The sequence below is a fragment of the Planomicrobium soli genome (assembly GCF_003014655.1).
Lineage (GTDB): Bacteria > Bacillota > Bacilli > Bacillales_A > Planococcaceae > Planococcus > Planococcus soli_B.
Genome location: NZ_PYAT01000022.1, coordinates 21,144 through 39,314, shown reverse-complemented (window position 1 = coordinate 39,314; position 18,171 = coordinate 21,144). Strand labels below are relative to the sequence as shown.

15 protein-coding genes are annotated in these 18,171 nt (G+C 44.5%); 3 read left to right on the top strand and 12 right to left on the bottom strand.

The window, feature by feature from the left end; translation table 11 throughout:
- Nucleotides 1-113: 113 nt before the first annotated feature.
- The gene (locus tag B0H99_RS16935; protein WP_106534871.1) at nt 114-827 is read right to left on the bottom strand and encodes a glycerophosphodiester phosphodiesterase family protein; all 714 of its coding nucleotides are present in this window, start codon (nt 825-827) and stop codon (nt 114-116) included.
- A gap of 275 nt (nt 828-1,102) precedes the next feature.
- Here B0H99_RS16935 and B0H99_RS16930 point away from each other — a divergent pair, with 275 nt between their 5' ends.
- Nucleotides 1,103-1,612 carry a YusW family protein gene (locus tag B0H99_RS16930; protein ID WP_181313699.1) on the top strand — a complete coding sequence of 170 codons (510 nt, stop codon included), beginning with the start codon at nt 1,103-1,105 and terminating at the stop codon, nt 1,610-1,612.
- A gap of 49 nt (nt 1,613-1,661) precedes the next feature.
- Here B0H99_RS16930 and B0H99_RS16925 read toward each other — a convergent pair whose 3' ends face one another.
- From B0H99_RS16925 to B0H99_RS16900, 6 genes are all read right to left on the bottom strand, one after another.
- Nucleotides 1,662-2,504 (bottom strand): GNAT family N-acetyltransferase, encoded by an 843-nt coding sequence (locus tag B0H99_RS16925; RefSeq protein WP_106534869.1) that lies wholly within the window; start codon nt 2,502-2,504, stop codon nt 1,662-1,664.
- Between the two features lie 108 nt (nt 2,505-2,612).
- On the bottom strand, nt 2,613-4,436 hold the full coding sequence (locus B0H99_RS16920; RefSeq protein WP_106534868.1) for an ABC transporter ATP-binding protein: 1,824 nt from the start codon (nt 4,434-4,436) through the stop codon (nt 2,613-2,615).
- On the bottom strand, nt 4,429-6,156 hold the full coding sequence (locus tag B0H99_RS16915) for an ABC transporter ATP-binding protein (RefSeq protein WP_106534867.1): 1,728 nt from the start codon (nt 6,154-6,156) through the stop codon (nt 4,429-4,431). The genes B0H99_RS16920 and B0H99_RS16915 overlap by 8 nt, the downstream gene beginning before the upstream one ends.
- Before the next feature lie 137 nt (nt 6,157-6,293).
- The gene (locus B0H99_RS16910) at nt 6,294-7,205 is read right to left on the bottom strand and encodes a DMT family transporter (RefSeq protein ID WP_106534866.1); all 912 of its coding nucleotides are present in this window, start codon (nt 7,203-7,205) and stop codon (nt 6,294-6,296) included.
- Between the two features lie 54 nt (nt 7,206-7,259).
- Nucleotides 7,260-8,318: a copper resistance D family protein gene (locus B0H99_RS16905; protein ID WP_106534865.1), complete on the bottom strand. Its 1,059-nt coding sequence runs from the start codon at nt 8,316-8,318 to the stop codon at nt 7,260-7,262.
- Nucleotides 8,315-8,854, bottom strand: a complete 540-nt coding sequence (locus B0H99_RS16900) for a copper resistance CopC family protein (protein WP_106534864.1) — start codon at nt 8,852-8,854, stop codon at nt 8,315-8,317. Before B0H99_RS16900 ends, B0H99_RS16905 begins: the two co-directional genes overlap by 4 nt.
- A 166-nt stretch (nt 8,855-9,020) precedes the next feature.
- Between B0H99_RS16900 and B0H99_RS16895 the strand changes: the two genes are divergently transcribed.
- Nucleotides 9,021-11,027 (top strand): sensor domain-containing protein, encoded by a 2,007-nt coding sequence (locus B0H99_RS16895; protein WP_106534863.1) that lies wholly within the window; start codon nt 9,021-9,023, stop codon nt 11,025-11,027.
- Between the two features lie 110 nt (nt 11,028-11,137).
- Here B0H99_RS16895 and B0H99_RS16890 read toward each other — a convergent pair whose 3' ends face one another.
- From B0H99_RS16890 to B0H99_RS16870, 5 genes are all read right to left on the bottom strand, one after another.
- Nucleotides 11,138-11,593: a threonine/serine exporter family protein gene (locus B0H99_RS16890; RefSeq protein ID WP_106534862.1), complete on the bottom strand. Its 456-nt coding sequence runs from the start codon at nt 11,591-11,593 to the stop codon at nt 11,138-11,140.
- A 12-nt stretch (nt 11,594-11,605) separates the two neighbouring features.
- Nucleotides 11,606-12,361, bottom strand: a complete 756-nt coding sequence (locus B0H99_RS16885; protein ID WP_106534861.1) for a threonine/serine exporter family protein — start codon at nt 12,359-12,361, stop codon at nt 11,606-11,608.
- A 101-nt stretch (nt 12,362-12,462) separates the two neighbouring features.
- Nucleotides 12,463-13,602 (bottom strand): zinc-dependent alcohol dehydrogenase, encoded by a 1,140-nt coding sequence (locus B0H99_RS16880; protein ID WP_106534860.1) that lies wholly within the window; start codon nt 13,600-13,602, stop codon nt 12,463-12,465.
- Between the two features lie 103 nt (nt 13,603-13,705).
- Nucleotides 13,706-15,853 (bottom strand): beta-propeller domain-containing protein, encoded by a 2,148-nt coding sequence (locus B0H99_RS16875; RefSeq protein WP_106534859.1) that lies wholly within the window; start codon nt 15,851-15,853, stop codon nt 13,706-13,708.
- A 66-nt stretch (nt 15,854-15,919) separates the two neighbouring features.
- Nucleotides 15,920-17,107 carry an alanyl-tRNA editing protein gene (locus tag B0H99_RS16870; protein WP_106534858.1) on the bottom strand — a complete coding sequence of 396 codons (1,188 nt, stop codon included), beginning with the start codon at nt 17,105-17,107 and terminating at the stop codon, nt 15,920-15,922.
- Nucleotides 17,108-17,230: 123 nt separating this feature from the next.
- Here B0H99_RS16870 and B0H99_RS16865 point away from each other — a divergent pair, with 123 nt between their 5' ends.
- The gene (locus B0H99_RS16865) at nt 17,231-18,145 is read left to right on the top strand and encodes a diacylglycerol/lipid kinase family protein (RefSeq protein ID WP_106534857.1); all 915 of its coding nucleotides are present in this window, start codon (nt 17,231-17,233) and stop codon (nt 18,143-18,145) included.
- Nucleotides 18,146-18,171 lie beyond the last annotated feature (26 nt).

Here is an 18,171-nt window from a genome sequence, read left to right as displayed (position 1 = left end):
TTGACCAGCTTCAGTTTGAATTCTTCACTATACTTCACCATAAAAAAACACCCCAAAAGTTAGATTTTCAACTCTAACTTTTGGGGTGCAGCACCCTAATCGGCGCCTCTTTTTTATGGATTTTTTGACAGGAGCAGTTCCGGATAATTTGTGATCAATCCGTGTATGCCGATTTGCTGAAGGTCTTCCGCATATTGAAGATTGTTGTTGATATATACGTAAACAATCGCCCCTTTTCGAAGTGCGTCGGTAGCCGTTTTTCGAAATGCTGTCGGCAGATTCATATGAATGCGGTTCGTGCCGATAACCCTTGCATAATCGTACACGTCAACCATGACATTTTCAGTCAAAATGGCCGATTCGACAGATGTTTCCTTACATACTTTCTGAATATCTTCATGGTTGAACGATGACAAGATCAGCCGTTCAGTCAAGCCTCGCTTATCTGCGAGCGCAATCACTTTATCAAGCAGCTGGTCATAAGGAAAAACATTCGTTTTCAAATCAATGTTCAGGCGATGATCTGTGTCTTGGAATATATCGAACACTTCAGCAAGCGTCGGAATTTCCGTGCCTTCCCATTCAGGAGAAAACCAAGCGCCGCAGTCCAACTGCTTAAGCTCTTCAAGCGTTTTGTCTTTCACGTATCCTTCACCATTAGTGGTGCGCTCTAATTTCTCATCGTGAATAACTACAATCTTTTCATCTTTCGACAATTGCACATTAATAACAACCCCTGTTATCGGCAATGCAGCAGCTGCCTGGAAAGCTGTAAGCGTATTCTCAGGATATGTTCCTGAACTTCCTCTATTCGCATAAATTTTCATGAAGCTCCTCCTATACATCTGTCCGTCTTTTCTAAAGCCCAATAAAAATATTCTAACTCCCTGTAAGGAGTCTCATTTTCCCATATACATTAGGATATGTTTAGTTTTATACCCGAAAGCGAAATGAATCATGCAGCCTCAATGGGATTTCCGAGTTTCTGCTCTGTCCATCCTTCGCTTTTCTTATTCCCCGATTTTAGGAAAGTTACAGTAAAGATTAAAATTACGAGAATCGGGAATGATTACCTTAATACAATACTGAAAGGATGAGATACATGAGTTATCAAAAAACGCCTCTATTGACTGCTTTACTTCTCTCCTCAGCACTAACGCTTGCTGCTTGTGGCAGCAGCGATGAAGTTACCGAACCCGTTCAAAACGAAGAAACAAACGATCCATCCGACACTAATGCCGATGCATCGACCAGCGGCGGAGTTGATAAGCAGGACATAGGAGGCGGAACATTCGGCTTCATAGAATTTGAACTTAATGTCGATTATCCGGATCAGGATGATGCCTATGAAGTGAGTTATGAAGAGGTCCGGGAAAAAGTTGAAGCCGAGTATAAGAACACATTTGAAAAAATGGACCTTACCGGCAATGATGCCTGGGACGAGATCGAGCCAGCATTTACAAAAATGGAGCTTAAGTCTGATATGCCTGATGAAGAGGTCATCTCCCAAGTTGTGGAAGCATTCGGTTTAAAAGAAGGCTATAACAATATTGAAATCGATGTCCAATACGAAGGCGGAGAAGACAAAGAATACCAAGCTTCCGGAAATTAAGAAGCCAGCATGAAACCACTCGAATAGACGAGTGGTTTTTTGATTACATCTATTCTTGCCGTTTCCAGTACTGGACTGTATTCACAGGCAAAAAACCGGCTTTTTCATAGACTCGAATTGCATCGTTTGTCGTTTCGACATCAAGCAGCACTTGAGCTTTCTTTTCACTAAAAGCTCTATTGCGGCACCAACGCAAGAATGTTTGGCCATACCCTTTTCCTTGTTCTTTTGGGTTTACTGCGAAAGCAGTGACCCATAAAGCATCTTCTTCCTCAATCAGCGTCGCTGTCGCTATAATTCGGCCATCTCTTTTCATCAGCCAGATGTCGCGCTCTGCCTCTTCAATATTATGCTTCATGACTGGCACTACATCTTCGTCAAAGGCCGCCACTAAAACCGTCTCCAATTCAGTTTGTTCACCGCCATAAGGAATAACCGACAATCCTGACGGCAATTCACTATCTTGGAGCGCCGGCGCTCCAAGAAGAATTTCTTTAAAATCAGCTGTATATCCTAAACTTCCCAAAAAAGCTGCAGCTTCTTCATCTTCGATAAACACAGCTAATTCGCTTTCCGCCCCGCGCTGCTCCAGACCATGAGCAACACCATCTGCCAGAGCCGTCCCAATAGATTGCCGACGATAGTCCGGATGGACAATAACCGACCATTCATAATGGTGAAGCCCTACGATATCCAGGCACGTCGCGAAGCCAATAAGGCCAATGCCTTCCGCATAAGCCAAAACCGCAAATCCTCTCACTTCCGGCATCCTCCAAACCGGCGCATTCAACACTGTCCGGTAATCGATAGGCAAGCGATCCAGTAAGTCGTTCATATCACGAGCCGTATTTCCGTCAAGCGGAAATGAATCTATTGATAAGGATACGTTCATCGTATATTCCCCCTAGTCCATTTTTTCTTATCGTACCATACCGAAGTTTTTCCGACGACCGCCTATAAAAAAAGCCGTCCTTATGATAAAGGACAGCTTTGTCATTCTTTATAATTTGGCATCCGCCAGCATGTTTGCATACATTCCTCCGCGTGCAACCAGTTCCTGTTGCGTGCCGGACTCAACCAATTCTCCCATATTCATCACCATGACTAAATCCGCTTGCCGAACCGTATTTAGACGATGGGCAATAACAAAACTTGTCCGCCCGTTCATCAGCCGTTCTAGTGCTTCCTGAATCTTCAGCTCAGTTACAGTATCGATGCTGCTGGTTGCTTCATCGAGCAATAAAATTACTGGATCCGCAACCAATGCCCGCGCGATTGACAATAACTGCTTCTGCCCTTGGCTGATCATCGAACCATCTCCGGAAAGAACCGTATTGTAGCCTTCCGGCAACTTCTCGATAAAATCATGGGCGTTGGCTTTTTTGGCCGCTTCCACCACTTCGTCATCAGTTGCATTCAAGCGACCGTACCGAATATTTTCCATCACCGTTGCTTCAAAAAGAAATGGATCTTGCAGCACAAAAGCAATCTGCTTCCTTAAAGTCTCTCGCGGCATTAAAGCGATCGGAGTGCCATCTAAACAAATTTCGCCTTCGTTGGCGTCGTAAAAGCGAGCGAGCAGCTGCATGACAGTCGTTTTCCCGGCACCGGTTGCCCCGACGAAAGCTGCCGTTTGCCCGACACCTACAGTAAAGCTGACATTTCGGATAGTCCAGTCTTCTTCAGATCCTTCGTATTTGAAAGAAACATTATTAAAGACGACATGGCCGCGAAGTTCCTTGTCCGCGTTTTCCACTCTATCGTCCGGTTCTTCTTTTTCCCCCATAATAGAAAAGACCCGTTCCGCCCCTGCAATAGCGGATAATACGGTATTGAATTGGTTGGCCAAGTCATTTAATGGGCGTGTGAACTGCCGTGCATACTCCGTGAAAATAACAATCACGCCAATCGAAACCGAACCGTTCAATGCCAGTACTCCACCTACACCAGCCACAATTGCAAAGCTTGCGTTGTTCAAGAAGTTCATCACTTTTGGAATGAACCCTGAATACGTCCAAGCCCAAAAACCGGTATTGCGCATGCGCTCACTTTTCACAAGAAACTCTTCCATAACACGCGGTTCTTGCGAAAACGCCTTGACAATTTTCTGGCCGGAGATCGTTTCCTCAATATATCCGTTCAATTCGCCAATCGCCTGTTGCTGCTCTTTATATAATCTGCCTGTCCGTTTTGTAATCCATTGCATGGAAACATACATGAGCGGAATGATGACAAGGGTGAGCACCGTCAATAGCGGACTGAGCATGACCATGACAACCGCAGTGCCGACTAAGGTCAAGATGCTTGAAAACACTTGGATGAATGAACTATTCAGCGTCGACGAGACATTTTCGATATCGTTCGTCATCCGGCTCATCAGTTCGCCATGTTGCCGCTTATCGAAAAAGGATACGGGCAGGCGCTGCAAATGCTCAAATAGTCCAGTCCGCATACGATAAATGACTTGTTGGGCGATTCCTACCATCCAATAGTTCTGTAAATACAATGAAATGGAATATCCTGCGTAAACTGCAATTAGCCAGCCAATGATAAGACCCATGCCATTGAAATTCTGCGGCACAATATACTGATCGATGATATGGCCGATGAGATATGGGCCGAGCAGCGCTAGTGCAGAACTGACGAATACCAGAGACAATACGATGATCAATAAGATACGGTGTTCATCTACCAGTTTCCAAATCCGAAGCAAAGTCGACTGCCAGTTTTCTGCCCGCTCGTTTTTCTTAGCAGTTTTTTTCTTTAAATCTTCTTTTTTAATGACCGGTTCATAGCCAAAAGGCCGGCGGATCGCATCAAACATACTCGTCGACCTCCTCTTCCTGTTGGGAAAGCGCGATTTGCCTATATAATTCGGAATGCTTCATCAGATGCTCATGTGTACCATAAGCTGACACCATACCTTCTTCCATCAGCAAAATACGATCTGCTATTTTCGCCGTCCTGATTTTCTGTGTAACAACTAGCATCGTCGCTTTTTCACTTTCAAGAGCTTTCCAGAGCGCCGCTTCCGTTTTCACATCCAAAGCACTTGTGCTGTCATCCAAGATAAGAATCGACGGTTTCCGGACGAGTGCACGCGCAATGGACAATCGCTGCTTTTGTCCGCCAGATAAATTGACTCCTTTTTGCCCAACCCGCGTGCTATAGCCTTTTGGAAAACGTACAACTGTCTGATGAATTTGGGCTTTTTGGGCAGCATCCGCCAATTCTTCCTGTACCGCTTGTTCTTTCCCCCACGACAAATTATCGGTAATCGTGCCGGTAAAAAGAAGCGATTGCTGCGGAACAACACCGATCGTTTTCCGAAGAGCCCGCAAAGACCAATTTTTCACATCGTGTCCATGCACGAACACAGCTCCATCAGTGGCATCATAGAACCTTGGAATCAGCTGCAGCAACGATGTTTTTCCGGATCCGGTTGCTCCCATGATCGCTAATTTTTCATTCGGCTTCAGCCGAAATGAAATATTTCTCAGCACTTCACGGCTAGTTCCCGGATAGGCGAAAGAAACATTATCAAAAACAATCTCTCCCCGCTGGACAGTCTGTGCCGCCCCTTGCTCTTCTTTCTCACGAGCATCTTCTGCAAGCAGCACTTCTTCAATGCGCTCTGAAGAAGCTTTGGCGCGGGCAAATGCCATAATGATAAATGAGAACATGGAAAACGCGCCTGTCATACGCATGGCATAATTGACAATGGCCACCAATTCACCGATTTGCGCACCGCCAGTCTGGATATATGAAGCCCCGAACCACAAGACTGCCAATAATGAAAGGTTCATGCCGAGCAAAAGAACCGGCAAAACAATTTCCATGATCCTGAAGGCTTTAACCGTATCAAATTTGAGGGATCCTGCTACTTCCGAGAACCGGCTTGATTCATAATTGCCGCGCAAATAGGCTTTTATCAAGCGAACAGCCTGTAGATTTTCCTGGACCATCCGATTTACCCGGTCCAAACGCTTTTGGACAAAACCGAAATAAGCGACCCCTTTTAGTACCATTACATATAAAAACACGAGCAATATGGGAAATACAATGACCAGATATACCGCCAACTTAGGATTGACAACAAATGCCATCACCATGCTCCCTACTACAAGAAGCGGGGCCCGGAGCATAATACGCAATCCCATGAAAAGTACTTGTTGGACAAGCGTGATGTCGCTTGTTAACCGAGTGATCAAACCGGATGCCGGAAATCTGTTGAAGGTAGCTAACGAGAAGGACTGAACACGGCCATAAAGCTCACGACGCAAATCAAATGAAAAGCTTTGAGAGACATGGGAGGCGTAATAGGAATTGATGATGCCTGATAAGAGAGCAATGACAGATAGTCCAATCAATAAAATTCCTAACTGTACGATTCGTTCTTGGTCACCGGCCATGATGCCGTCATCCACGATTTTCGCAATCACAAACGGCTGCATCAACTCGACTGTCAATTCGAGCAGCATCAGAAATAATGCGAAGACGATATAACCTTTGTAAGGTTTTGCATAAGAAAATACTGTTTTCAAAAAAACCAGCCCCTTAAACATTTCGAAACTCGAACTTTTATGTTGATAATTATGCCACAACTTTGGGATAACACATAATAATTTTCCTTAAAACCCAAAAAAAACAGCCTCTTGAAAAGATGCTGTTTCTGTTACCGTTATGCTTTTTCTTCTTTCAGCTTCCCTTTTCCGGCAAGCGACAGCCATGTGACGAATAACAGCATCGCAAATGCTCCGAAAAGCTGCGTGGGAGCTAATAGGTCATTAAACCATATAACCGAAAGTACCATGGCCGTCAAAGGTTCGAACGCTGACAAAATACTTGTTTCCACTGCCGTGATAAATCGCATACTGCTCAAAAACAGAACAAAGGCGATAGTTCCGATTACAATAATTCCGAGTATGGAGACTAGTGCATGGATATTCATAATTTTAGGCCACTCGGCTGAAAGAAAAATAGGATTGACCAAGCCGATAAATATCCCTCCAATGAGCATGGACCAGGCGACAACCAATAAGACGCCCCACTCCTGCATTAACCGTGCCGGATAAATGGTATAAAATGCGAATGCTAAGCCGAGTAGAAGCCCCCAGACCAAAGCAATTCCGCTGATGGTCAATTTATCAGGCTGCCCGTTGGTCAATAACAAAAACAATCCTGCAAGTGTTCCCGCCAGTCCAATTATTTGATAGGCAGGAGGCCATCTGCGTTGGCCGATCGATACAAACAGAATAAGGTAGACAGGAGCCAAAAATTGCAGAAGTGTCGCGACTACTGCATTGCTTACATGTATGGCCGTTACAAAAGCATACTGGCACCCGAGCATGCCAAGAACCGAAAAGATAATCAATTGGCGCACCCAGACCTTGTCCCGGAAAATCTTAGTCAAGTGTACTTTTTTTAACTTTAAAAATATAAGCAGCAAAATACCGGCTATTGTCATTCGGAGCGTCAGCAAAAAAGGAACAGACAATTCAAAAAAAGCAAGCGTCCATTCAATCAATGGACCTGTCGCTCCCCAGAGCATAGCTCCGCCTAAGACCATGGAAATTCCTTTTAAGCGGTTCAAGCCATCTCCTCCTTTTTCCTATATCTCAACTTGCATCAATAGACGGCTTTAAAATTAGAAAGAGACGTTTAGCATCAAGCCCATGTAGACTGTAACAATAAAACCGGTACTAAAAAGAAATGGCAACCAGGATGAAACTTGCCGATAAGAACTAAGAATCATCATGCCCAACAGCAAACCTCCGAGTCCAAGCAATAAAACGCCGTTTGTCGACCAGGCTATAGACGCGTCAATCGGTATAAACTGTTCGCCTTTCAGCCAAACCACCAAAGGCGCCGCACCTTCGACTCGTAAAGTATGGTTGATTTCGTGAGGCGGGGCTTGCTTGCTCATAAAAGCAGTAAAAAGAAATACGAAAAAAAGCAAGAAGCTTTCCACTTTCAGCCATACGCGGTCCCCTTTGCCATTGTTCAAGAAACCGTTAATAAAAGCCGCTGCAAGGAGCGGAATTATGCTTATATGTTTTAGCAACAGCAACTGCCCGTAAGGCAGCACCCAAGAATTGGCATAGTTTTCCGGCTCGACAAAGTAAAGCATGATGAAAATTCCACTTGCCAGCAAGGCCACCATACAAAAAATAGCGTATGGCGTAAACCAAGCCAAAAAACGCCGCCAGTTGGAATTGTCTGTTGAAAACCACGCAATGTGCAGCAGCACCCCTGCCCAGATTGTCATAAAAAAGAAATGGAGGGAATGGCTGGCGAATCCAGCCCAAAGAGATAACGATGCAACGTGGCTAAAATAGCCTAGCACTAAAATCAATAAAATTAAGTAGTAACCTTGATTATATTTTGAAGAGTTGAAGAAAATCGCAATGCCCAAAATAAGCGATAATGCGAGCGTAATAAGCCAACCATGCCCAATGCGCGATTCAATCAAGACCATTAGGAACGTTCTTGCCCAACCCTTATCATCATTCAGAAAAAATGCTAGCTCAATTAGCGGGGCGAGTGAAAAAAACGCGATTCCGGCAACACAGATCAATAGCAATGCTTTTGATTCGGAAATTCTGGGCTTTTTATCATCCGGAACAAATTTTAAAACAATTGACCCTGCAAGATACGAAAAAACCGCATAGAGCAGAAAATCTGCTACTGCTGTATAAATTGTCATTGTTTTTTCTTGAAGAGGCTGAACATTCCTGCCACTATCAACAGCACTGCCGCAGCAATTAGAACAGTCACAAGCGTATTGCTTTTCTCTTCGCCATCGGCAGCTGCCTGTTCTTCAGGTTTCTCGCTTTCCACAACCGGCTCTTCATCTGCAGTTGCTTCATCTTCCACTACCGGTTCTTCCGCATTTTCAATATTCATACCGAATGGGATTTCTCCTTCGATCGGATGGCCGTCCGCTCCAATAATTTTCCATTGTACGGTGTAAGCCCCATTAGCCAGATCTTCCTCTAAGGTCCCTGTCATTCTATTTTCAGTTACCGTAATATTTTTGAATTGATAGCTCTTGTTTTCTCCTTCAATGGTCATTGTACTTTCTTGTTCAACGACTGTGCCGAAAGTAAGCTGCACTTCCTCGAGCGCTTCTTCAATCATTTCCCCTTCGGAAGGCGTAGAAGCCGTCAAGGTTGTATGGGCCTGCACCGAAAACGGCAATGCTAAAATTAGGAATAATGAAGCCAAAATTGTTTTTTTCATCCTATTCTCCTTGGTGTTACAGTATTTGTTTGCGATTGTCTCATGCCATTAAAGTTTATCATAGTGAACAATATTCATAAAATGATAGAGAATATTTCCAAATAGATGACGTTCTGCCTTTTCTTCTTTATAATAAAGATAAACTATGGAGAAGGAGCGTCATTGAATGAGTGAAATGCAAGAACTGTTATCCGACAACCTCGTTTTTAACCATATCCCTTTTCCCATTATTATAATGGATAAAAACGGGCTCGCTGTATGGTGCAATCGCCATGCAGAACGAATTTTTCAAATTGAATCGGAAACGGTCAAAGGCAAAACCAGTCCTTATATGAATCCTGAAAAAGCTGCGTCTTTAAAGCAGCCTTGGGAAGCGATACTACATAACAGAGAACCGATACGATTTGAAGATGTTGAACTCGAGCTAACTGATGGTATACGGATATACACAACTGTTGTTGCGAAAGCTTTCACTTCAGAGCAGGACCAATTTGTTATGGCCATTTTCGAAGTCGATGAATCCCAGACAGAAGGCTCAGCCAGCAGAGAATTGGACAGTTTGCGCCAAGGCCTGGATGATTCGTTTATGCTTCTTTATTTTGATGAAGAATTTCTGATTACATACGCAAATCCGCTGTTTCTAAAATTAAGTAAATGGACACCTAAACGAATTCTCGGAAAGCCTATTTGGCAGATGTTTGATGATGAAACTGATGACGTGCACTTAGTGGAAACTATAATGGTCACATTGAAGAACGGCAACGTCTGGAATGGTGAAGTCAAGAAACTCAAAAAAGATGGAGAAGTGTATTGGGTGGATTTGACCGCTATACCGATGCATGTCCCAGGAGAAGATGCCTATTACATTTTCCTTGAAAAAGACATCACTGCGACAAAGAACGCACAGCAGCATTTAGAGGAAATCGCCTTTATCGATCCTGTGACCGGTTTGGAAAATCGCCACCGCCTGGAACAAGTGGTAAACGAATTTATAGAAGAACAAAAACATTTTTCCTTTGTCTTTTTGGACATCGATCATTTTTATACATTGCGTGATGTTTCAGAAACCGACACAGAAAACCAATTGCTGATAGAATTCACAAAACGTCTGCGCACGTATTTCTCAGATTCTATCATTACACGGGCAGGCCTGCACGAGTTTGCTTTGATCACACCGCTTAGCAATTGGTTTATCGAAGGGTTCCTTCATTATTTGCAGCAGCATCCGATCTATCTTCATGGAGCAGCCATCCCGATGACCGTCAGCGGAGCTATCACTCGTTATCCGGAAGACCAGCAAACGTTTGTCCACTTGATCAAAGCATCGCATGCGACGGTCAAAAAGGTGAAAGACCGTGGAGGAAGTGCTATCTCCATGCTGACTGCAGATGACCATGAACAATTGAACCGCAAGGCACAAATCGAAAAACGTTTGATCCATGCACTTGATCGCCGAAATCTGCAACTGCTTTACCAGCCGCAAGTTAACTTGAAGACCGGCGCAGTAGAACGTGTAGAAGCACTTGTTCGCTGGAATGACAGTGAAGTCGGAATTGTCCCCCCGAATGAATTGATCCCAATTGCTGAAGAAAACGGCATGATCCATGAAATCGGATTGTTCGTCCTTGAAACCGTATGTGCCCAGTTGAAAGATTGGAATTCCCGCGGTCTGGATCTTCATGTCAGCATCAATTCGTCCATCCGTGAATTCCGTGATAAAGACATGTCGACCGCGTTGATGAAACAAGTTGAATTGCATGGATGCGATCCTCGTTCGCTGACAATCGAAATTACGGAGAAGTTTGCGCTTGAAGCAGAAGCGGAGCGCTCCATCATCCGGCAGATGCAGCAATTGCACCAGCAAGGAATCAGCTTTACATTAGATGATTTCGGCACTGGCTATGCTTCTTTCCGTTATATGCTTTTGTTGCCGATTTCTTCGTTGAAAATCGATCGGACCATCATCCAATCGATTACCCGGCAGGAAAAAATGCAAAAAATGATCAACGGTATGGTTCAGTTCGGCAAATCGCTTGATTTCCAAGTGACGGCTGAAGGCGTTGAAACGAATGAACAGCTTGAATTGCTTCGGGCTATGAATTGCGACAGCATTCAAGGCTATATTATTGGGCATCCCATGGAAGCCCGCGAGCTTGAGAAATGGTTAAAGTGATAGTGTAAGGCAAACTATTTTCTTTTAATCTATGACAGCTTTAAAGTTTCGTTATTTTTGAACAGCCATAAGCAACAGCTAAAAATCGGCCGACACAAAACTTATTTGTGTCATGCCGATTTTTTTTGCATTCTTTTAGTTTGTTGTTTGAAGATCAACTGCATCAATACTTCAGCGAACACGAGCCCCATTGCAATCGAACCTGAGATCATCAATGCTTGTGATGCAAAGGAAATAGCTTCCAAATAGTCGTTTTCGACAATATTGCGCATTGCATTATATGCCCTGCTCCCCGGAACAAGCGGAATGATGCCGGCAATGCTGAAAATAATCATCGGCATCCTAAACTTTTTCGCCAGAAGATGAGCGACAAGTGCAACGACGAATGCCCCGGCAAATGTCGCCTGTACCGAATCATCAAAAGCCAAAAAATAGGCCCGGTGAATGAGCCAGCCACTCATACCCACTAATCCGCAACTCAATAAGGTCCTGCGCGGCGTATTAAACATGATTCCGAATGACGTTGAAGCAACAAAACTCAAAACCGCTTCCAGTAGCCAGTTCATCAAATACCTCCCTTAAAATGATAAAACAAGCGCTACCCCTGCGCCAATGGCAAAGGCAGTTAGAAACGCCTCGGCCCCGTTTGATAATCCGGAAACAAAATGCCCTGCCATTAAATCCCGGACAGCATTGGTGATTAGCAGCCCTGGAACGAGCGGCATGACCGAGCCGATAATAATCGTATCCAAGTCAGTACCAAGCCCCGCATTGACAGCCAGCAAAGCCAGTATGGCAATAACAAATGCACCGATAAATTCTGCGAAGATCTTTACGCGCGTCTGAGCTAGGATTGCTTCGACAATGATAAAACCGGTGCCTCCAATCAAAAAGGCGAAAGGCAGATCGATCCATTTGCCTCCCATCAGAATTAGAAAACAACCGCTGGCTGTTGCCGCCGCTAAAGTTTGCAGCTGTATATTGAACTGATAATCTGTTTTATCGATCTTCTGCATTTCTTCATAGGCTTCTTGAAGCGTAAATTCTCCTGAAACCAATTTTCTTGAAACCGCATTAACTAGAGCCACTTTTTCTAAATCCGTTCTTCGGCTGTTTATTCGCACGAAACGGGTGGCGAGCTCATCGCTTGGAGAAAACATGATGCCTGTCGGCGTTACAAAACAATGCGAGTTGTTCATCTTCTGCGATATCGCCATACGGATCATGGTATCTTCCACACGATACGTTTCAGCGCCGTTTTCCATTAAAATTCTGCCAGCCAGTAAACAACAGTCCAGGGCAAGCTCCCGCCTCGTTTCTTTTACCTGAGCCATACGCTTCCCCCCTTTTTTCTTTCTATCTTAACCTAACAACGCAAAAAACTAAACGCCCCGATAGTCCGGAGCGTTTAGTCTAAAATGCTGCTGATTGATCGTTATGGTTTCAACACTACTTTTGTACATTCATCCAAGTGGTCATTGAAAATTTCATATGCGGCGCTAGCTTGTTCTAATGGCACAACATGCGAAATGATCTCACGCGGATCAAATTCACCATTTTTAATTTTTTCAAATAACATTGGCATCAAGTGAATAACCGGTGCTTGACCCATTTTCAGTGTTACGTTGCGTTCGAACATATTCCCTAACGGGAATTGATTGTAAGTTAATCCGTATACTCCTGTCAATTGAATCGTTCCAAATTTGCTGACTGCATCTTTGGCTATATCAATTGCGCTAAGCGTACCGCCTTGCAGCATAAGTTTTTGCTGAATAGCTTCTGCGGTGGATTTTTTTCCGTCCATCCCTACACAGTCGATGACCACTTGAGCACCGCCAGCTGTAATTTCATGGATAAACGCTCCCGTATTGTCATGCTTCGAAAAGTCGACAATCTCTACATTATTCATGTTCTTGGCGCGTTCCATCCGGTAAGGAAGCTCATCAACTGCAATGACTCGCTTCGCCCCAAACATCCAGGCAAACTTCTGTGCCATTAAACCAACCGGACCACAGCCAAGTACAACAACTGTATCTCCCGGCTTTACTCCGGCACTCTCGACGCTCCACCAAGCTGTCGGCAGAACATCTGATAAAAACAGCAGCGATTCATCTTCTAACTCTGTTGATTCAGGAATCAGAAGTGGTGTAAAGTTGCCGTAAGGCACGCGTAAATATTCGGCTTGTCCGCCTTGATAATCACCGTAGCGTTCTGTTAAGCCCAAATAGCCGCCTGTGTCGAAGTGCGGATTGTCATTTGAATTATCACACTGGCTTTCCATATCGTGGTTGCAATAAAAACATTGTCCGCAGCTGACATTGAATGGCAAGACGATGCGGTCGCCTTTTTTTACTTTTGTCACTTCCGGTCCCACTTCTTCGACTATCCCCATCGGTTCATGCCCAATGACATAATCTTTACGGGCCGGCAAGGCCCCTTGATAAATATGCAAATCCGTACCGCATATTGCTGTAGAAGTTATTTTGACAATGATGTCGTCTTTTTTCTGTAGCTTCGGATCTTCTACTTCTTTAACTTGCATATTCTTTACACCTTGAAAGGTAACTGCTTTCATCCATATCCCTCCGTTTTTTCAGAATACTGTACATCTTCCCTCTTTCCTTCATTAAAAAACGTTAAAAGCGGAAGCAAAGAATTTTCTTTGCTTCCGCTTTCGTTTAGTTGTAGCTTAATAAGTTTTCAAACTCAAATGTTTCTAAGTTATAGCTCTTTATTTCAGTTGGAGAAACCGTAAAAAGCGAGTCGCCAACATATAGGATCCGCTGTACACCTGTTGCCCAATCCTCAATAGCGGAATCTGTGCCTGCCAGCAAGTTTGCAGTTTCATCAATGCCTTCTGGCGTAATGGTGTAAATCATTGCCCCTGCCCCTTCAAATTCCACGTAATTACTATCGGATCCGCTATAAAGTGAAACCGGGAAGCCGAACAGGTTTTTGTCTTTGTGGGTGAATAATGCTTTATGGTCGTATTGAAGCGTTGAGTAAGTGCCCGAACCGCCAATGATTTCCGTATCCTTTTCAATTGGATTGGAAAAATCAGTAACGTCGAACAATGAAATCTTCATTCCGCCCGTTACAACTCGAGGTTCTCCATCTTTTACTGGCTCAAGTTTTGTATCGTAGCCAAAACCGATCAAATGGTTCTCTCCAAGAGGATGCAAGTAATTCGAGAAGCCCGGAATTTTCAATTCGCCCAATACTTTCGGCGACGAAGGCGTCGACACGTCGATAACAAATAGCGGATCTGTTTCTTTGAACGTCACCATATACGCTTTGTCTTCCATGAAGCGCGCCGAGTAGATCCGCTCTCCAGGAGCTAAATCTTCTACTGAGCCAACCTGCTTCAACTTATCATCCAGGATAAACAAATGATTTTTGGACGGTGCTGCTTCATCCCAGGCAAACCCTTCAGTAGTCACTGCCCGGAAGTAGCCGTCAAATTCATCCATTGAAAACTGATTGAGAAGCGACCCTGTAATTTCCGTAGAAGCTAAAAATTGGACAGTTGCCTCATCGAGCGCGAATTTGAAGATCTTTGTGTTGGCTTGCTGTGGCAGCCAAATCGACATGCCAAGTTCTTTGTCCTTTTCTTCTTCGCTAATTGGCATAAAAGCCGAAGCAGTTAAATACAAACGATCTTTAGTCATATATAGCTGTTCACTGCCCCCTAAATATCCTTCCGTTTTCACGCTGTTATTTTCGGGATCAGCCAAATCAATTGCCGTTATAATGCTGTAACTTGCAGCCATTGTCCCTGGCAAAATGGCAATTTGTTCATATGGCAGCGGCTGGAGGCCTTCCCCTCGCTTTGTATCATACGAATGTGGCCGAATTTCCCCATTATCCGGTTCTTCCAGCACACGGTAATCCGGAATCACACTTGTCACAAAATACAAGAGGCCGTCTGTCAACCGTGCGCCCGTCAAATTACCTTCTGTTCCGAACTCCCGGATCAGCGTAGGATTTTCCGGATCTTCCACATTGTATAAATGAACGGAAGTCAAAACTGTTTGTGGGCGGTATTCGAGAATATCTCCCTCCATCGGCATAGCGGAATACTTGCTTCCTAACACCACAAGCACCTTATCTGACAAGAACAACTGCTGTGGATACATCTCCTGCTTAAATGCCAGTTCTTTGGCAACTGCCATCGCTTCCGGATTTCTTACATCTGTGATGACCACTTTTGCTTCGCTTACGGCGTAGATATAGGAACCGTCCGTTTTGACCATATCCCCCTCGTCCACACCTTCAACTTGGTTATTCGTAGTTGAATGGTCTTCACCGCCGCTGCCACTTCCAGAGCTGCTGTCAGACGACTCTTCTGTAGCAACAGATCCTTCGTTAGTAAATAGACCTGGCTGTCCGCTATTTTTCTCCAAGACCATCAATTGCTTGAAATAAGCTTCCAATTCTTCAGCATTTGACAACTTTCTCAGCTCTTCTTGGACCGCAAAAGATATTTCTTTCGAAGTCAGCGATTTTAAAAAACCGCCTTTTACCGCCGATTCCTTAATATGCAATTTGTAATCACCGACATCAAGTTGAGGCACATTGATGGTCTTGCTATTTTCGAGCAATACCATCTCCGCCTCTACCAGATTGCCCATGGCATCGGTAATGTACAAGTTCCCTTTTTTGATTGCATCAGGATGGAGCTCTGAAGAAAAGCTCGCACTCCAGCCCTGATCGGCCAAGGCAATTGAAGATGCACTGACGGAAACTTTATCGCTCATGACAGCAAAAGCAACCCCGAAAACTACGATCAATGCAGCGGCCAATAGCCAGATTCTCCTTTTCTTCATCATTTTCTCATCCTTTCGGCCCTTCTTTTCCCATTAGACATAAACCTGCTGAAAAAGTTACAAGTTTCACTGTAAATTTTTCATGAAGTTTCGGAATGCTTCGAAGAAAGTCTCGATGGAAAGAGCGGAAACGCCTCCACCTTGTCCGAATTGAGCATTCCCGCCGCCTTTTCCATCAGTCATGGCAAGCAGTTCTTTTAATGGAATACGCATATCTCCGGTTGCTTCAGTGCCTCTTGCGCAGACAAATCGTATGTCTTCCTGTTCGACCGCTAAGAACAAAAGCGACGCTTTCGGATGGTTTTCAACGGCGAGCCGCGCTAGCTGCTGAATTTCTTTGATGGATCGGCCTTCAAACACTTTTTCAATGATTCCGTTTTCCCGATCTGGCCCTAACGTTGCTGCTTCTGCTGCTAGCAGCTTGGCGTGAAGTTCTTTTATCGTTTTTTCATTCGCCGCTTTTTCCTGGATCAAAGCTGATGCTGCATTTTTCAATTCTGGAACCGGCGCGTTTAGTTGCCGCACCAATTCGCCAGTTGTCTCAAGCAGCTGTTGAAAATAGCGGAATGCCCGGTGGCCGCATAAAAAATAGACGCGTATGCCGCCTTTTGATTTTTCCGCGCTGATCAATTTGATCATGCCAATTTCTGCGGTGTTCAGTGGATGTGTTCCTCCACAAGCATTCATGTCCACACCGTCAATCACAACCAGTCGGATTGGACCTTCAACCGCGGGCGCTTTTCTTAACTTTAGAGTCGGAACTTCTTCTTCTTCAATCCATAATGTCCTGATCGGAATATGCCGCTGGAGTGCCTCGTTGGCCATCTTTTCAACATCCATCCACTGATCATCCGTGATGCTTGGTGTGTCTAAATCAATTGATACGCGTTCGGTTCCTAAATGGAAGCTGCTTGTTTTCATGCCATAATGATCATCAAAAACAGCGCTTAGCACATGTTGTCCTGCATGCTGCTGCATATGGTCCCATCTGCGCTCCCAATCCAGTTCAGCTGAAACTGCACCTAGCGGCAACGGCTTTTCGGTATAGTGGCGAATTTCCTCATCAACGGTTTGGACATTTAATACCCTCACATTATTGATAAAGCCGGTATCAGCCGGCTGTCCGCCGCCTTCCGGATAAAAGCAGGTTTTATCCAGCACCGAAAAATAACCGCGTTCATCTGTATCAGTTTGAAAAACAGTCGCCTCTATTTTTTGCAATTCCGGGTTTTCGTAATATAATTTTGTTGTCACGTAAAATTCCCTCATTCCAGATAATAATCTCTTGTCTTTTCTTATCGTTCTACTTTCTGTGTTTATGAAAAATCGTTAAGTGGAAAATGATAACTAATAGAAGCTTTAAAGGAGGTAAATGGTGTGCCAAGATTCGACCGTACTGTTTTATTGTATAACGCGCAAGCTGGCCAGTCCATGAGTGATGCCATGATTTCCCTCACTACGCCTGCGTTGGCTGAAGAGTCCCAAGCCATTGAACTGGTTCAAACTAATTCCCCTGAAGAGTTTACTGAAGCCTGCAAACAAGCTTCAGAAACTGCGGATGTGCTGTTCGTGGTTGGCGGGGATGGCACAATCCATTTAGCGGTCCAAGCCTTGTCTACACTGGAAAATCCTCCTATCCTTGGAATTTTGCCTGGAGGAACATGCAATGATTTTGCGCGGACGCTCGAAATTCCGCTTACTTTGGATGAAGCTGCAGCTGCTCTCGTCCGTGGGGATATTAAAGAGATCGATACGGCCCGGATCAACGGCAATGCCTTCCTCAATTTCGCCGGCATCGGCGTTATAACCGACGCCTCATCCAATATCGACCCACACCTGAAAGAGCGGTATGGCAAGTTGAGTTATTTTATGAGCGGCCTCCGGTCACTTAGACAGGCCGAACCTTTTACTGCCACTGTTGAAATTGATGGAATTACCCATCTTGAGGAAGGTGTGCTCGTTTTAGTGATGAACGGCAAATCAATCGGCACTCATACGGTTCCGTTGCCGCTCATCGATCCCACCGATGGCTTGCTTGACGTCTTCATCATCCAGTCTTCTTCCATCTCAGCTGTGCGCGAGTGGTTTTCTCTTTCACAACCTGAAATCTTAACCGACGAACTGGAACACGTAACCCACTACCAAGGGCGCCGTATTTCGATCCGAACCGAACAAGAAATGGATGTCGATACCGATGGAGAAATTTATTTGAAGACACCAGTGGAGATTAAAATCGAACCAAAAAAACTAAAAATGCTTGTTCCAAAGCCAGAAGAAGTCGATACTTTTTAAATTTATATAGTAAAAGGATGGCCAAC

What these genes read in the sequence shown, in the direction of transcription:
- B0H99_RS16935 (WP_106534871.1), bottom strand. Translation starts at nt 827, where the DNA reads ATGAAAATTTATGCGAATAGAGGAAGTTCAGGAACATATCCTGAGAAT.
- B0H99_RS16930 (WP_181313699.1), top strand. Translation starts at nt 1,103, where the DNA reads ATGAGTTATCAAAAAACGCCTCTATTGACTGCTTTACTTCTCTCCTCA.
- B0H99_RS16925 (WP_106534869.1), bottom strand. Translation starts at nt 2,504, where the DNA reads ATGAACGTATCCTTATCAATAGATTCATTTCCGCTTGACGGAAATACG.
- B0H99_RS16920 (WP_106534868.1), bottom strand. Translation starts at nt 4,436, where the DNA reads ATGTTTGATGCGATCCGCCGGCCTTTTGGCTATGAACCGGTCATTAAA.
- B0H99_RS16905 (WP_106534865.1), bottom strand. Translation starts at nt 8,318, where the DNA reads ATGACAATTTATACAGCAGTAGCAGATTTTCTGCTCTATGCGGTTTTT.
- B0H99_RS16900 (WP_106534864.1), bottom strand. Translation starts at nt 8,854, where the DNA reads ATGAAAAAAACAATTTTGGCTTCATTATTCCTAATTTTAGCATTGCCG.
- B0H99_RS16895 (WP_106534863.1), top strand. Translation starts at nt 9,021, where the DNA reads ATGAGTGAAATGCAAGAACTGTTATCCGACAACCTCGTTTTTAACCAT.
- B0H99_RS16890 (WP_106534862.1), bottom strand. Translation starts at nt 11,593, where the DNA reads ATGAACTGGCTACTGGAAGCGGTTTTGAGTTTTGTTGCTTCAACGTCA.
- B0H99_RS16885 (WP_106534861.1), bottom strand. Translation starts at nt 12,361, where the DNA reads ATGGCTCAGGTAAAAGAAACGAGGCGGGAGCTTGCCCTGGACTGTTGT.
- B0H99_RS16880 (WP_106534860.1), bottom strand. Translation starts at nt 13,602, where the DNA reads ATGAAAGCAGTTACCTTTCAAGGTGTAAAGAATATGCAAGTTAAAGAA.
- B0H99_RS16875 (WP_106534859.1), bottom strand. Translation starts at nt 15,853, where the DNA reads ATGAAGAAAAGGAGAATCTGGCTATTGGCCGCTGCATTGATCGTAGTT.